This window comes from Pseudomonas sp. Irchel s3b5 (assembly GCF_900187435.1).
Taxonomy (GTDB): domain Bacteria; phylum Pseudomonadota; class Gammaproteobacteria; order Pseudomonadales; family Pseudomonadaceae; genus Aquipseudomonas.
Map to the genome: position 1 here is coordinate 36,927 of NZ_FYDY01000025.1, position 15,697 is coordinate 52,623.

A 15,697-nucleotide genomic window follows, 5' to 3' on the forward strand; every position below is an offset into this window, starting at 1 on the left:
CCGTGATCCAGTTTTTACTCAACCAGGAACTCCGTAGCGAGCACGCCCTGGACCCGAACCTGACTGTGCTCAACTATCTGCGCGATCATGTGGGCAAACCCGGCACCAAAGAAGGCTGCGCCAGCGGTGACTGCGGCGCCTGCACCGTGGTGGTCGGCGAGTTGCAAACGGATGACGATGGCCGCGAACACATTCGCTATCGCAGCCTCAACTCGTGCCTGACATTCGTCTCGTCCTTGCACGGCAAGCAGTTGATCAGCGTTGAAGACCTCAAGCACAAAGGTGAGCTGCACAGCGTGCAGAAAGCCATGGTCGAATGCCACGGCTCGCAGTGCGGCTTCTGCACTCCCGGTTTCGTGATGTCGCTGTTTGCACTGCAAAAGAACAGCGATGCACCGGATCAGGCCAAGGCCCACGAAGCGCTCGCCGGCAACCTCTGCCGTTGCACTGGCTACCGGCCGATCCTGGAAGCTGCCGAGCAATCCTGCTGCGGCAAACAACCGGATCAGTTCGATGCCCGCGAAGCCGACACCATCGCTCGCCTGAAAGCCATCGCGCCCACCGACATCGGTGAACTCAACAGCGGCGACAAACGCTGCCTGGTGCCCCTGACCGTGGCTGACCTGGCCGACCTTTACGATGCCTACCCACAAGCCCGCCTGCTGGCTGGCGGCACCGACCTGGCGCTGGAAGTCACCCAGTTCCACCGCACGCTGCCGGTGATGATCTACGTCGGCAACGTCGCCGAGATGAAGCGCATCGAACGTTTCGACGATCGCCTGGAAATCGGCGCCGCCACTTCGCTGTCCGATTGCTACGAGGCGTTGAACGCCGAGTACCCGGATTTTGGTGAATTGCTGCATCGCTTTGCGTCCTTGCAGATCCGCAACCAGGGCACCCTTGGCGGCAACATCGGTAACGCTTCGCCGATTGGTGACTCACCGCCCCTGCTGATCGCCCTTGGCGCACAAATTGTGCTGTGCAAAGGCGAAACCCGCCGCACCATGGCGCTCGAAGACTACTTCATCGACTACCGCGTCACGGCGCGTCAGGAGAGCGAGTTCATCGAGAAGATCATCGTGCCGCGTGCCAGCGTCGAAAAACTGTTCCGCGCCTACAAAGTTTCCAAGCGTCTGGACGATGACATTTCTGCCGTGTGCGCCGCCTTCAACATTCGCCTGGAAAACGGCGTAGTGGCTGAAGCCCGCGTCGCCTTCGGCGGCATGGCCGCCATCCCGAAACGCGCCGCCACCTGCGAAGCCGCGCTGGTCGGTGCGCCGTTCAACAACGCCACCATCGAACGCGCCTGCGCCGCCCTGGCCGAAGATTTCACGCCGCTCTCGGACTTCCGTGCAAGCAAGGAATACCGCCTGCTGAGCGCGCAAAACCTGCTGCGCAAATACTTCATCGAACTGCAAACACCGCACATCGAGACTCGGGTGACCGCTTATGTCTAATCATCACGCCGTAGAGAAGACCCAGGCCGAACTGGCTGAACTGTTCGCCAAGGACCTGACCACCGGTGTCGGCCGCAGCGTCAAGCACGACAGCGCCGCCAAGCATGTGTCCGGTGAAGCGCAGTACATCGACGACCGCCTGGAGTTTCCGAATCAGTTGCACGTCTATGCACGCCTGTCGGACCGCGCCCACGCGAAAATCATCAGCATCGACACCTCGCCCTGCTACGCCTTCGAAGGCGTGCGCATCGCCATCACCCACGAAGACTTGCCGGGCCTGAAAGACATCGGCGCGTTGCTGCCGGGCGATCCGCTGCTGGCGATTGATACCGTGGAGTTCGTCGGTCAACCGGTGATCGCCGTTGCCGCGAAAGACCTGGAAACCGCACGCAAGGCGGCCATGGCCGCAATCATTGAATACGAAGATCTCGAACCGGTTCTGGACGTGGTCGAGGCCCTGCGCAAACGCCACTTCGTGCTCGACAGCCACACCCATCAGCGCGGCGATTCGGCCACTGCTTTGGCGTCTGCCGAACACCGCATCCAGGGCTCACTGCACATCGGCGGCCAGGAACACTTTTACCTGGAAACCCAGATCTCTTCGGTGATGCCGACCGAAGACGGCGGCATGATCGTTTACTGCTCCACGCAGAACCCCACCGAAGTGCAGAAACTGGTGGCCGAAGTGCTGGACGTGTCGATGAACAAAATCGTCGTCGACATGCGGCGCATGGGTGGCGGTTTCGGCGGCAAGGAAACCCAGGCAGCGAGCCCGGCGTGCCTGTGCGCCGTGATCGCGCACCTCACCGGCCAGCCGACCAAGATGCGCCTGCCGCGTGTCGAAGACATGCTGATGACCGGCAAGCGTCACCCCTTCTACGTCGAGTACGACGTGGGTTTCGACAGCACTGGCCGCCTGCACGGCATCAATCTGGAACTGGCCGGCAACTGCGGTTACTCACCTGACCTGTCAGCGTCGATCGTCGACCGCGCGATGTTCCACTCCGACAACTCGTACTACCTGGGCGATGCGACCATCAACGGTCATCGCTGCAAGACCAACACCGCGTCGAACACCGCTTACCGTGGCTTCGGCGGCCCGCAAGGCATGGTCGCCATCGAAGAAGTGATGGACGCCATCTCTCGCCATCTGGCCCTCGATCCGCTGGCCGTGCGCAAGGCCAACTACTACGGCAAGACCGAGCGTAACGTCACCCATTACTACCAGACCGTCGAGCACAACATGCTCGAGGAGATGACCGCCGAACTGGAAGAAAGCAGCCAGTACGCCGAGCGCCGCGAAGCGATCCGTCACTACAACGCGAACAGCCCGATCCTGAAAAAAGGTCTGGCGCTGACGCCGGTCAAATTCGGTATTTCCTTCACCGCCAGCTTCCTCAACCAGGCCGGTGCCCTGGTGCACGTCTACACCGACGGCAGCATCCACCTGAACCACGGCGGCACGGAAATGGGCCAGGGCCTGAACACCAAGGTCGCGCAGGTCGTGGCCGAAGTGTTCCAGGTGGAAATGGACCGCGTGCAGATCACCGCGACCAACACCGACAAAGTACCAAACACCTCGCCGACCGCCGCTTCCAGCGGTGCCGACCTGAACGGCAAAGCGGCGCAGAACGCGGCAGAAACCATCAAGCAACGCCTGGTGGAGTTCGCTGCCCGTCACTACAAGGTCAGCGAAGAAGACGTGGAATTCCACAACGGTCATGTGCGCGTTCGCGATCACATCCTGACCTTCGAAGCGCTGATCCAGCAGGCGTATTTCGCCCAAGTGTCGCTGTCGAGCACCGGGTTCTACAAGACCCCGAAAATCCACTACGACCGTAGCCAGGCCCGTGGTCGTCCGTTCTACTACTTCGCCTTTGGTGCGGCGTGCTGCGAAGTACTGGTCGACACCCTGACCGGCGAGTACAAGATGCTGCGCACCGACATCCTCCACGACGTCGGTGCCTCGCTGAACCCGGTCATCGACATTGGTCAGGTCGAAGGTGGTTTCATCCAGGGCATGGGGTGGCTGACCATGGAAGAACTGGTGTGGAACAACAAAGGCAAGCTGATGACCAACGGCCCGGCCAGCTACAAGATCCCGGCCGTGGCGGACATGCCGCTGGACCTGCGGGTGAAACTGGTGGAAAACCGCAAGAACCCGGAAGACACGGTGTTCCATTCCAAGGCTGTCGGTGAACCGCCATTCATGCTCGGCATCGCCGCGTGGTGTGCGATCAAGGACGCCGTGGCGAGCCTGGGTGACTACAGGCATCAACCGAAAATCGACGCACCGGCGACCCCGGAGCGGGTGTTGTGGGGCTGTGAGCAAATGCGCCAGCTGAAGGTGGCGAAGGCTGTCGAGGCTGAAACCGAGTTGGCTTCGCTCTAAGACCGAGGCGCCTGTATCGCCAGCAAGCCGGCTCCTACAGATAGGCGGTGCATCGCGATTCTGCGACCGACACGAAACCTGTAGGAGCTGGCTTGCTGGCGAAGACGGCCGAACAGACAACAGAGATGTTGAGGTGTTTATGTACAACTGGATCGACGCCCTCGCCGACCTGCAAAACCGGGGTGAGCCCTGCGTGTTGGTGACCATCATCGAAGAGCTTGGCTCTACGCCGCGCAACGCTGGCTCGAAGATGGTCATCAGTGCGAGCCAGTCCTTCGACACCATCGGTGGCGGACACCTGGAATACAAGGCGATGAAAATCGCCCGCGAAATGCTCGTCAGCGGCAAGCAGGACACACATCTGGAGCGCTTCAGCCTCGGCGCCAGCCTCGGTCAGTGCTGCGGTGGCGCGACAGTGTTGCTGTTCGAACCGATGGGGCAGGTGCAAGCACAGATCGCTGTGTTCGGCGCCGGCCATGTCGGCCGCGCCTTGGTGCCGTTGCTGGCCAGCCTGCCCTGCCGGGTGCGCTGGATCGATTCGCGGGAAGATGAATTCCCCGAGCAGATCCCCCACGGCGTGCGCAAGATTGTCAGCGAAGAACCGGTGGATGAAATCGACGATCTGCCCCCCGGCAGCTACTGCATTGTCATGACCCACAACCACCAGCTCGACCTCGAACTCACCGCCGCAATCCTCAAGCGCAACGACTTTTCCTACTTCGGCCTGATCGGCTCGAAGACCAAACGGGTGAAGTTCGAACACCGTCTGCGTGATCGCGGTTTCGACAGCAGCGTCGTGCAACGCATGCGCTGCCCGATGGGCATCGGCGAAGTCAAAGGCAAACTGCCTGTGGAAATCGCCATCTCCATCGCCGGCGAAATCATCGCCACCTATAACGCGAATTTCGGCCAGCAGACGTCCAGCGCCGAACCGATCGCCAAACTGCTGCCCGCGTCACGCCGCAGCCACGCGTCGAAGCAAGCTGCCTCGAACTGACAAGAACGACACTAGAGAACCCCCATGCCTCTGACTCGCAAAGCCTACCGCGCCGCCATTTTGCACAGCATCGCCGACCCGGCCATCGTTGGTATCGAAGCCTCTTACGAGTATTTCGACGACGGCCTGCTGGTGGTCGAAAACGGCAAAATCAGTGCCATTGGCCACGCCAGCGACTTGCTGCCGACCTTGCCAACCGATATCGAGATCACCCATTACCAGGACGCACTGATCACGCCTGGTTTCATCGATACCCACATCCACCTGCCACAAACCGGCATGGTCGGCGCGTATGGCGAGCAACTGCTGGACTGGCTCAACACGTACACCTTCCCTTGTGAACGCCAGTTCGCCGACAAGGCCCATGCCGACCAGGTCGCGGACATTTTCATCAAGGAACTGCTGCGTAACGGCACGACCACGGCGCTGGTGTTCGGCAGTGTGCATCCGCAGTCGGTGGAATCGTTCTTCGAAGCCGCTGAACAGCTCGACCTGCGGATGATCGCCGGCAAGGTGATGATGGACCGCAACGCGCCGGACTACCTGACCGACACCGCCGAATCCAGCTACGTCGAAAGCAAGGCGCTGATCGAGCGCTGGCACGGCAAGGGCCGCTTGCACTATGCGGTCACGCCGCGCTTCGCACCGACCAGCACCCCGGAACAACTGACTCTCGCGGGCCAATTGCTGACCGAATACCCGGATCTGTACATGCAGACCCACATCAGCGAAAACCTCAAGGAAATCGAGTGGGTCAAGGAGCTGTTCCCGGAGCGCAAGGGTTACCTCGACGTCTACGACCATTACCAGTTGCTCGGCGAGCGCTCGGTGTTCGCCCACGGCGTGCACCTGTGCGATGACGAATGCGCGCGCCTGGCGGAAACCGGTTCGGCCATCTCATTCTGCCCGACCTCGAACTTCTTCCTCGGCAGCGGTCTGTTCAACCTGCCGATGGCCGAAAAGCACAACCTCAATGTCGGCATCGGGACCGACGTCGGCGGCGGCACCAGTTTCTCGCTGCTGCAAACCCTGAACGAAGCCTACAAGGTCATGCAACTGCAAGGTGCACGCCTGAGCCCGTTCAAGTCGCTGTATCTGGCGACCCTCGGCGGTGCTCGCGCACTGCGCCTGGAAGACAAGATCGGCAACCTGCAACCGGGCACCGACGCCGACTTCCTGGTGCTGGACTACAACGCCACACCGCTGCTGAGCTATCGCCTGAAACAGGCCAACAACATTGCCGAGACGTTGTTTGTGCTGATGACGCTGGGCGATGACCGGACGGTGCAACAGACGTATGCGGCGGGGAATCTGGTGCATCAGCGCTAAGTTTTCCCGGGCATAAAAAATCCCCCGGCGCTTTGCAGCCCGGGGGATTTTTATTGCCTGCCCTAACGTCATCGCCAGCAAGCCGGCTCCTACAATGATTCACGCCGCTCTTGTAGGAGCTGGCTTGCCAGCGATGGGGCGCGACGTGATCTTTCAGAGCTTGGCAGTCGAACGCCCAGGCTTCTTGGTCTGCAACAAGTGCGAGAACACCGCGTGCAAATCATCCGACGCACTTTCTTCGTCGAGGTTGAGTTTGCTGTCGATGTGATCCATGTGATGCATCATCAGATTCACGGCCAACTCAGCGTTGCGAGCCTCGATGGCATCGATCAGCTGGGTGTGCTCGTCGTAAGAGCAGTGAGAACGGTTGCCGCTTTCGTACTGGGCGATGATCAGCGACGTCTGGGATACCAGGCTGCGCTGGAAACTGATCAACGGCGTGTTTTTCGCCGCCTCGGCCAATTTCAGGTGGAATTCGCCCGACAAACGGATACCGGCACCGCGATCGCCACGGGAGAAGCTGTCGCGCTCATCGTTGACCATCTGGCGCAACTCGGCGATCTGCTCGGCGGTAGCGTGCTCAACGGCCAGTTCGGTGATCGCTCGCTCCACCAGGCGCCGGGCCATGAACACCTGGCGGGCTTCTTCGACGCTCGGGCTGGCGACTACCGCGCCACGATTCGGACGCAACAACACCACGCCTTCATGAGCAAGACGCGACAGGGCGCGGCGAATGATGGTGCGACTGACCCCGAAAATTTCCCCCAGCGCTTCTTCGCTCAACTTGGTGCCGGGCGCCAGGCGCTGTTCGAGGATAGCCTCGAAGATATGCGCGTAGACGATATCGTCCTGAGTACCGCTGCGACCTGCTTTGCCTGCTCGCGGTTGTTTCTTTAGGGGTTGCAACTGTTCGTTCATGGGCGCTCGAATCGGGAAAACTGCGGCGAATTGGCGGTGGCTGTAATACGGCACAGTGGGTCGCTGGCAAGTATCGCGTAAAAAACACCGCGATTGTACACAATGAAAGGTGGCAACACGACTGTACGGCTGAATGTCGCCTTGGCTGTATCGCAACGTCCAGTTCCTTTTGAGTTTAGGCTTAAACCCGAAATCCGTGATTTGCGCACAATTTCTGTAGGCGCTGCCGAAGGCTGCGCCTACGCAGGGGATCGCAGACATTTTCATCTGTATTAAGGAACATAGCCGTCATGAATGACGCCACGCACACGCAATTGCGCCCACTCGCCGATACCTCGCCTTCCGCGATTGTCGCCGGATTCATCGCCATGATGACGGGCTATACCAGTTCCCTGGTGCTGATGTTCCAGGCCGGGCAAGCTGCCGGACTGACGAGCGGGCAGATTTCTTCGTGGATCTGGGCGATTTCAATCGGCATGGCGGTATGTTCCATCGGCTTGTCCCTGCGTTACCGCACCCCCATCACCATCGCCTGGTCGACCCCGGGCGCGGCGTTGCTGATTACCAGCCTGGGCGGTGTCACTTATGGCGAAGCCATCGGCGCCTACATCACTTGCGCCGTGCTGGTAACCCTCTGCGGCCTGACCGGCAGTTTCGAGCGCCTGGTGAAAAAGATCCCGGCCTCATTGGCTGCCGCGTTGCTGGCCGGGATTCTGTTCAAGATCGGCAGCGAAATTTTCGTCGCGGCTCAGCATCGCACCGCCTTGGTGCTGGGTATGTTCTTCACTTACCTGTTGGTCAAGCGCCTGTCGCCACGCTATGCCGTGCTGGCGGCATTGTTGATCGGCACGGCCCTGTCCGGTCTCATGGGCCTGCTGGACTTCAGCGGATTCCACCTGGAAGTGGCCACGCCCGTCTGGACCACGCCGCATTTCTCCCTGGCCGCGACCATCAGCATCGGCATCCCGCTGTTCGTGGTGGCCATGACCTCGCAAAACATGCCCGGTATTGCCGTATTGCGCGCCGACGGCTACACCGTGCCAGCCTCGCCGCTGATCACCACCACCGGCATCGCGTCGTTGCTGCTGGCGCCGTTCGGCTCCCACGGGATCAACCTGGCGGCCATCAGCGCGGCGATCTGCACCGGGCCCCACGCCCATGAGGATCGCAACAAGCGCTACACGGCGGCGGTGTGGTGCGGGGTTTTCTACGGGATCGCCGGGGTGTTCGGCGCAACACTCGCGGCGTTGTTTGCCGCGCTGCCCAAAGAACTGGTGCTGTCGATAGCGGCACTGGCGTTGTTCGGGTCGATCATCAACGGCTTGAGCGTCGCCATGAGCGAGGCGAAGGAACGTGAAGCGGCGCTGATCACCTTCATGGTCACGGCATCGGGGCTGACGCTGTTTTCCATCGGTTCGGCGTTCTGGGGAATTGTCGCGGGGGTTATTACATTATTGATTTTGAATTGGCGTAAAGCCTGAAAGATCGCAGCCTCGTTCCACTCGACAGCTCCTACAGGATTACACCGCCCCGAAGGCTGCGATCTTTTGATCCACGAAAAAAAACGGCGACCCGAAGGTCGCCGTTTTTTTCAGTATCACTTAGCCGCGTTGATCGGCTTTTCCGGATACCAAACGTCCAGCAGCGGGCTGATTTCAGCCTTGGTCAGCTCGGAACGGTTTTTCAGCCAGGCTTCAACAGCAGCGCGCTGCTCTTCGGAGACCGAGCCACGCTTCTGCAGGCATACCAGACCGAAGTCGTCGCCGCCAACATAACCCAGACCATTGGCTTCCATGGCTTCTTTGATGAAGGCTTCGAGGAAAGCGTCAATGGCTTCTTCGGACAAATCTTCCTTGAAATCCAGGTTCAGTTCGAAACCCAGCTCTTGAAATTCATCGACGCACAATTTTTTGCGCAGACGCTGGGAACGGTTAGTCGCCATTGGAACAATCCTCATAAGTAATAACGGGCCGCACTTTAGCATTTTAAGCCGGCGATTGCCCGACTCTCTGGGCCGCGACGTCTACCGTCGGTAAAAAAATAGCGGGTAAGAGGACCAAGGCACGGCACAAGTCATGACACCTTGGGGCATAATGCCGACACTTTCATGACCATTGAGGGAATTTATCTTCATGCCCTCACCTTATTTTCCCTCGGCTGTAGGGTTTTATTACAGATGATCAAATCTTTGCGCTCCTTGTTTCTGGCCGGTCTTCTTCTGCCCCTGGCCTTCCCGGTATCCGCTGCAACCATCAACACCGCCCTCACGCCCAATGTCGAAAAGGCCCTCAAGGCCAGCAAGTTGCAGGACAACGCCCTGTCGCTGGTGATGATTCCCCTCACCGGTCCCGGCAATGCGACGGTGTACAACGCTGATGTGTCGGTCAACCCGGCCTCCACCATGAAACTGGTCACCACGTATGCGGCCCTGGAAATGCTCGGCCCCAATCACCAGTGGAAAACCGAGTTCTACACCGATGGCACGCTCAGCGGCGGCATCCTCAACGGCAACCTCTACCTCAAGGGCGGCGGCGATCCCAAGCTGAACATGGAAAAACTCTGGCTGCTGATGCGCGACCTGCGCGCCAACGGCGTGACCCAGGTCACCGGAGACCTGGTGCTGGATAAAAACTTCTTCGTGCAACCGCAACTGCCCGAGTTCAACGACGACGGCAACGACGATAACAAACCGTTCCTGGTCAAACCCGATTCGCTGCTGGTCAACCTCAAGGCCCTGCGCTTTGTCGCGCGCAACGACTCGGGCAAGGTCCTGGTATCGGTAGAGCCGCCGATTGCCAGCATCCGCATCGACAACCAGGTCAAGGCCATCAACGGCAAGCAATGCACCGGTGGCGTGCGTTACAACCCGGTGACTCAGCCCGATGGCAGCGTGACCGTGACGGTCGGCGGCCAATTGGCCGAAGGTTGCAGCTCGCAGACTTACCTGTCGCTGCTCGACCACGCGACCTACACCGCCGGCGCCGTGCGCGCCATCTGGAAGGAGCTGGGGGGCAGCATTCAGGGCAAGGACGTTCTGGCGCCAACGCCTAAAAATGCCAAGGTACTGGCTCGGGCCTTTTCACCAGACCTGGCGGAAATCATCCGCGACATCAACAAATACAGTAACAACACCATGGCCCAACAGCTGTTCTTGAGCCTTGGGCAACGTTTCCGTACCGACGCCGATGGGGATGACGCCAAGGCAGCCCAGCGTGTCGTGCGTCAGTGGCTGGCGAAAAAAGGCATCACGGCGCCGCATCTGGTGATGGAGAACGGCTCTGGCCTGTCCCGTGCCGAACGCGTCAGCGCCCGGGAAATGGCTTCGATGCTGGAAGCGGCATGGCACAGCCCGTATGCCGCCGAGTACATCAGCTCGATGCCGATTGCCGGGACCGACGGCACCATGCGCAAACGCCTGAAGACCACCGCGATGCGCGGTGAAGCCCACGTCAAGACCGGCACCCTGAACACCGTCCGCGCCATCGCCGGTTTCAGCCGCGACGTCAACGGCAACACCTGGGCGGTGGTGGCGATCCTCAACGACAAGGCTCCGTTCGGCGCTTCGTCAGTGCTGGATCAGGTGCTGCTGGACCTGTATCGCCAGCCGAAACTGCCACAGACGGCTTCGACGCTCTAAACACGGCATTGCCTTCCGTAGGAGCAAGCTTGCTCGCGATAGCGGTATGACAGTCAACATCACTGTTGAATGTAAAACAGCTATCGCGAGCAAGCTCGCTCCTACAGGGATTGCGGGCAATTCTTAGTTTATCTCCGCCTCAACCCGATCCCTTCCTGCCTGCTTCGCCGCGTAAACCCCCGAGTCTGCGCGCAGCAGCAAGGCATCCACGCCCTCCCCGACCCGCCAACTGGCAATGCCGAAACTGGCGGTGACCGTTCCGACGCCGTCGATCGGTGAACTGCGCAACCCTTGCCATAACTGCTGGGCCAACATATAGGCTTGCTCGCCGCTGATGTCCGGGCACAGCACCATGAACTCTTCACCGCCCAGACGACAGAACACGTCCGTGCGACGTAACCGATGACCGATCCGCTCACACACCACCTGCAAGACACGGTCACCGACGGCATGACCATGCTGGTCGTTGATGCGCTTGAAGTGGTCGATTTCGAGCATGATCACCGACAACGCCCCTCCACCACGCTCCACCCGCGCCATTTCAGTGATGAGACGCTCCTGGAAGTAGCGGCGATTGTGGATACCGGTCAAGGAGTCGGTGATCGACAGCGCACGCAATTCCTCTTCCACGCGCTTCATGTCGGAAATGTCCGAGATGTAGCCATGCCAGAGCACGCCGCCACCGGGCAGTTCCTCCGGCGTCGCTTCGCCGCGCACCCAGCGCAGACCACGCGAAGGCAGTTGCACGCGATACTCCTCGCGCCAAGGGCTGAGGGTGTCGGCCGAGGCCCGGATCGAAGCGCGGACTCGGGTGGTGTCCTGAGGATGTATCCGGCTGAAAATCGCTTCGGCATCGAGCAACAGAACGTCCGGGGCGAGTTCGAAGATCTCGCGAATACCGTCGCTGGCATAAATCACGCTGAAGCGTCCGTCGAACTCCATCTTGAACTGATAGATGCCACCGGGCACATGGGCGCTGAGTTTCTTCAACAGCAAGTCCCGAGCGGCCAGTGCCTCATGCACCCGTTTGCGCTCAGTGATGTCGATGCAAACCGCCAGGTGCCCGACCCACAGCCCCTGTTCGTCAAGCACCGGCGTGGCCAGCATGTTGACCGTCAAATGGCTGCCATCGCCACGAACCAGTGTCCATTCCCGCGCCTCGTGTCCGCCTTCGTCTTCGCCCTCCACCAGCATCGCCTGACAGGTCGGCACCGGTTTACCGTAGCGCACGCTCAGTTCTGCCGAACGGGCCACCAACTCCCGAGGCAGGTGCAGGCTTTCCAGGGTCATGCGGCCCACCACCTCGGCGCTGGCATAGCCGAGCATTTGCTCGGCGCCGGCGTTGAAGGTGCTGATGACGCCGCGCAGGTCGGTAGCAATGATCGCCACCTGAGTCGCGGCGTTCAGCACGCTGCGCAACTGACCATGGGTGCGGCGCAGTTCCTGCTCGCGATCTCGCAACTCCTGGGTGCGCTGCTCGACCAGTTTCACTGCCCGTTGCCGCTGACTCACCAACACATAAAGCAACACGCTGAGTAACGCGCTGAGCAAACCGCCCAGCACCACCAGACTGCTCACCGACGAATGATTGGCCTGCACGAAGGCATCGCTGGGCTGGATATCGACCTGGTATTCATGGTCGGCAAGGCGCAGCAAACGGGTGGACGACAGCTCGCTGACGGCCGGTGGATTGGGCGATTCGAACAGGACTTCGTGCTGATCGTCGATCGACAAATCGAGAATGCGGACCGAGAGATAATCACGGCTCGCCTCTGGCAACCCGTCCGCCAGCAATTGCCGCATGCTGATCACCGCCACCACATAACCATAAGGTTTCGTCGCTGCCGTATCCCGGCGATTGCGCTGCGTGACCGGTGCGACCAGCAACACACCTCGCGCATAAGCTGCTTCGACGTTCACCAAATGTATCGGTTGCGACACCGCCATGCCGCCATGTTGATCGGCCCGTTCAAGCGTCGCGCGACGCATCGACTCCGACAGCAAATCGTAACCGAGGGGCGAAGCGAGCGTGCTTTGGGTCTGGCTGTAAAGCACCGCCACGTACTCATCCCGCTCGGCCGCCAATTGCAACTGGCCGTCAGCATTGAGTTCGCGCACAGAGAAATGACTCAAACCCTCATCCCCTACACGCTGCTCGAACGCGGACCGCTCGGCACGGCTGACCCGCTCGGCGTAGAAGTACCTCTGGGTGCGATGCAATAAAGGTTGGGTGTAGCCATCGAATTCCGCTCGGGACACCGAATCGGAGTTGGAAAAAAATCGGCGCAGGCCATCGAGGCGCTGTTCCTGATCTTCAAAACGTTCTTCGATACGGCTGTAACGTTCACTGGCCAGCAGTTGGAAACGTTGCCGCAATTGTTGGTGGAACAGGTTCTGCGTCGACCACGCCAGCAACCCCGTGAGAATCCCGCCGATCAGCAAAACCAGCATCGCGACCAGCCAGGCCGAAACGTCTTCACTGATAATGCCCAGGATCTTGGGACGCACGGCGTGCAACGACATAAAACGCAACTCACAACGCCAGGTGCGGGAAAGCCCTTTGGCCATGAGTTGAGTTATAGCTATTAGCCACTAATTTGACCAGCGCTGTAGGCGCGAGCTCTGCTCGCGCCTACAGCGTCTGCGTATCAACGTGCCATGATTTTCCAGGCACGGTGGATCTTGGCGTTGCGCGCAAAATCCGGGTCGATGGTCTGGGCGGTGATTTCCTCGACGGCGTAACGCTCGCTGAGGTTCGGCTCCAGTTCGAACTTGCGGAAGTTGTTGGAGAAGTACAACACCCCACCTGGCGCCAGTCGTGCCATCGCCAGGTCGATCAACTGCACCTGATCGCGTTGCACGTCGAAGATGCCTTCCATGCGCTTGGAGTTGGAGAACGTCGGCGGATCGATGAAGATCAGGTCGTACTCGTCACGGCTGGCGTCAAGCCAGGCCATCACATCGCCCTGCTCCAGACGGTTCTTGTCAGAGAAACCGTTCAGCGCCAGGTTGCGACGTGCCCAGTCCAGGTAGGTTTTCGACAGGTCGACACTGGTGGTGCTGCGCGCGCCGCCCTTGGCTGCATGTACGCTGGCAGTGGCGGTGTAGCAGTACAGATTGAGGAAACGCTTGCCGGCCGCCTCTTTCTGAATGCGCATGCGCATCGGACGATGGTCGAGGAACAGACCGGTATCGAGGTAGTCGGTGAGATTCACTAGCAGTTTGATCCCGCCCTCATTGACCTCGACGAACTTGCCCTGTGCCGCCTGGCGCTCGTACTGCTTGGTGCCGCTCTGACGCTCGCGGCGCTTGACCACCACGCGGCTCTTGTCGATGTTCAACGCCTGCGGAATCGCCGCCAGGGCATCGAACATGCGCGCCGAGGCTTTTTCCGGATCGATGGATTTCGGTGCGACGTATTCCTGGACGTGGACCCAATCGTGATACAGGTCGATGGCCATGGAGTATTCCGGCATGTCGGCATCGTAGACGCGATAGCAATCAATGCCCTCACGCTTGACCCACTTGCCCAACGCCTTGAGGTTCTTTTGCAGGCGGTTGGCAAACATCTGCCCGCCTTCGCTCAGGCGCGGCTGCTCGATCACCGGGGCCGGGGCTGGAGCCGGCTTGATCGGGTTGCCGTTTTTGTTGTACTGGCGCTCTTGCGGCTCGCTCGGTGCCTCATCGTAAGCCGCCTGTTCACGCTCGGCCTGACGCTGTTCCGGCGTGCGACGCTCGCCCGTGACGAATTGATCCGGCAGTACCTTGATCAGCAGCAGCTTGCACGGCAACGCGCCGTTCCAGAACGAATACTGCTTGTGGCTGCGGATGCCCATGCGCTTGCCCAGGTCCGGCGCGCCGGTGAACACCGCCGCTTCCCAGTTCAGGCAGGCCTGACGCAGGCGCTCGCCGAGGTTCTGATAGAGGTAGAGCAGGCTCGCCTCATCGCCCAGACGCTCGCCGTACGGAGGGTTGCAGATCACCAGGCCTTTCTGGTTCTGGTCCGGACGCGGCTCGAAGGTCGCGACTTCGCCCTGGTAGATCTTGATCCACTCGCTCAGACCGGCACGCTCGACGTTGTTGCGACCCGGTTGAATCAGGCGCGGGTCGGCTTCGTAACCGCGAATCCACAGCGGTGGCTTGGCCAGACCGGCGGCAGCGCGCTCGGACGCTTCCTCGTGCAGCTTCTTCCACAGCGCTGGCACGTGACCGAGCCAGGCGGTGAAGCCCCACTGCTCGCGGCGCAGGTTTGGCGCGATATCGGCGGCGATCATCGCCGCTTCCACCAGGAATGTACCGACACCGCACATCGGGTCGGCCAGTGCACCGCCTTCGGCCGCAATGCGAGGCCAGCCGGAACGGATCAGGATCGCTGCCGCGAGGTTTTCCTTCAGTGGCGCCGCGCCTTGCTGCAGGCGATAGCCACGCTGGTGCAGGCTATGGCCGGACAGGTCGAGGGAGAGAATGGCTTCGCCACGGTCCAGACGCAGGTGAATGCGCAGGTCCGGGTTGAGCTTGTCGATGGATGGACGGTCGCCCTGCGGGGTGCGCAGTTTGTCGACGATGGCATCCTTGACCTTCAACGCACCGAAGTGGGTGTTGTCGATGCCAGAGCCGTGGCCGCTGAATTCGACGGCCAGGGTGCCGTCGTTGAGCATGTGGTCTTGCCACTCGATGTCCAGCACGCCGTGATAGAGGTCTTCGGCGTCCTTCATCTGGAAACGCTTGAGCACCAGCAGCACGCGGTTGGCCAGACGCGACCACAGGCACAGGCGGTAAGCGGTTTCCATGGTCGCCATGCCGCGCACGGCAGACGTGTGCTCACGCGCCTCCTCAAGGCCAAGCCCGACGGCTTCCTCGATGAGCAGGCCTTCAAGGCCTTTGGGGCAAGTGAGGAAGAGTTCGAAACGATCGGACATGGGAATTCCAGAACCTTTAGCTGAGTGACCGGGCAACGCATTGCCGGT

Annotated in this window: 10 protein-coding genes; 6 read left to right on the top strand and 4 right to left on the bottom strand. The window is 60.5% G+C overall.

The window, feature by feature from the left end:
- Positions 1–2: 2 nt before the first annotated feature.
- The 4 genes from xdhA to guaD all read left to right on the top strand — a co-directional run bounded on the left by xdhA (position 3) and on the right by guaD (position 6,175).
- Entirely contained in the window at positions 3–1,457 is a 1,455-nt protein-coding gene (gene xdhA, locus CKW15_RS21875; RefSeq protein ID WP_095152689.1) for a xanthine dehydrogenase small subunit, read from the top strand.
- The gene (xdhB, locus tag CKW15_RS21880) at positions 1,450–3,849 is read left to right on the top strand and encodes a xanthine dehydrogenase molybdopterin binding subunit (RefSeq protein ID WP_095152690.1); all 2,400 of its coding nucleotides are present in this window, start codon (positions 1,450–1,452) and stop codon (positions 3,847–3,849) included. The genes xdhA and xdhB overlap by 8 nt, the downstream gene beginning before the upstream one ends.
- 139 nt (positions 3,850–3,988) lie before the next feature.
- Positions 3,989–4,846: a xanthine dehydrogenase accessory protein XdhC gene (gene xdhC, locus CKW15_RS21885; RefSeq protein ID WP_095152691.1), complete on the top strand. Its 858-nt coding sequence runs from the start codon at positions 3,989–3,991 to the stop codon at positions 4,844–4,846.
- Positions 4,847–4,870: 24 nt separating this feature from the next.
- Positions 4,871–6,175, top strand: coding sequence for a guanine deaminase (gene guaD / locus CKW15_RS21890; protein WP_095059396.1), 1,305 nt, complete (start codon positions 4,871–4,873; stop codon positions 6,173–6,175).
- Positions 6,176–6,328: 153 nt separating this feature from the next.
- Here the strand turns inward: guaD and CKW15_RS21895 are convergent, their stop codons facing one another.
- On the bottom strand, positions 6,329–7,093 hold the full coding sequence (locus CKW15_RS21895; RefSeq protein ID WP_095059395.1) for a GntR family transcriptional regulator: 765 nt from the start codon (positions 7,091–7,093) through the stop codon (positions 6,329–6,331).
- A 290-nt stretch (positions 7,094–7,383) separates the two neighbouring features.
- Between CKW15_RS21895 and CKW15_RS21900 the strand changes: the two genes are divergently transcribed.
- Positions 7,384–8,574 carry a benzoate/H(+) symporter BenE family transporter gene (locus tag CKW15_RS21900; protein WP_095152692.1) on the top strand — a complete coding sequence of 397 codons (1,191 nt, stop codon included), beginning with the start codon at positions 7,384–7,386 and terminating at the stop codon, positions 8,572–8,574.
- A 116-nt stretch (positions 8,575–8,690) separates the two neighbouring features.
- On the opposite strand, the gene CKW15_RS21905 is transcribed toward CKW15_RS21900, so the two are convergent.
- Entirely contained in the window at positions 8,691–9,035 is a 345-nt protein-coding gene (locus CKW15_RS21905; protein WP_053157451.1) for a YggL family protein, read from the bottom strand.
- Positions 9,036–9,269: 234 nt separating this feature from the next.
- Here CKW15_RS21905 and dacB point away from each other — a divergent pair, with 234 nt between their 5' ends.
- The gene (gene dacB, locus CKW15_RS21910) at positions 9,270–10,730 is read left to right on the top strand and encodes a D-alanyl-D-alanine carboxypeptidase/D-alanyl-D-alanine-endopeptidase (RefSeq protein WP_095059393.1); all 1,461 of its coding nucleotides are present in this window, start codon (positions 9,270–9,272) and stop codon (positions 10,728–10,730) included.
- Between the two features lie 123 nt (positions 10,731–10,853).
- Here the strand turns inward: dacB and CKW15_RS21915 are convergent, their stop codons facing one another.
- A complete protein-coding gene (locus tag CKW15_RS21915; RefSeq protein ID WP_095152693.1) occupies positions 10,854–13,253 on the bottom strand; it encodes a diguanylate cyclase in 2,400 nt (799 codons plus the stop codon).
- Positions 13,254–13,378: 125 nt separating this feature from the next.
- Positions 13,379–15,649 carry a bifunctional 23S rRNA (guanine(2069)-N(7))-methyltransferase RlmK/23S rRNA (guanine(2445)-N(2))-methyltransferase RlmL gene (gene rlmKL / locus CKW15_RS21920; protein WP_095059391.1) on the bottom strand — a complete coding sequence of 757 codons (2,271 nt, stop codon included), beginning with the start codon at positions 15,647–15,649 and terminating at the stop codon, positions 13,379–13,381.
- Positions 15,650–15,697: the final 48 nt, after the last annotated feature.

Excerpts from the sequence above, each read along its gene's own strand:
- CKW15_RS21915 (WP_095152693.1), bottom strand. The coding sequence starts at position 13,253 with ATGTCGTTGCACGCCGTGCGTCCCAAGATCCTGGGCATTATCAGTGAA.
- CKW15_RS21900 (WP_095152692.1), top strand. The coding sequence starts at position 7,384 with ATGAATGACGCCACGCACACGCAATTGCGCCCACTCGCCGATACCTCG.
- dacB (WP_095059393.1), top strand. The coding sequence starts at position 9,270 with ATGATCAAATCTTTGCGCTCCTTGTTTCTGGCCGGTCTTCTTCTGCCC.
- guaD (WP_095059396.1), top strand. The coding sequence starts at position 4,871 with ATGCCTCTGACTCGCAAAGCCTACCGCGCCGCCATTTTGCACAGCATC.
- rlmKL (WP_095059391.1), bottom strand. The coding sequence starts at position 15,649 with ATGTCCGATCGTTTCGAACTCTTCCTCACTTGCCCCAAAGGCCTTGAA.
- CKW15_RS21905 (WP_053157451.1), bottom strand. The coding sequence starts at position 9,035 with ATGGCGACTAACCGTTCCCAGCGTCTGCGCAAAAAATTGTGCGTCGAT.
- xdhC (WP_095152691.1), top strand. The coding sequence starts at position 3,989 with ATGTACAACTGGATCGACGCCCTCGCCGACCTGCAAAACCGGGGTGAG.
- CKW15_RS21895 (WP_095059395.1), bottom strand. The coding sequence starts at position 7,093 with ATGAACGAACAGTTGCAACCCCTAAAGAAACAACCGCGAGCAGGCAAA.
- xdhB (WP_095152690.1), top strand. The coding sequence starts at position 1,450 with ATGTCTAATCATCACGCCGTAGAGAAGACCCAGGCCGAACTGGCTGAA.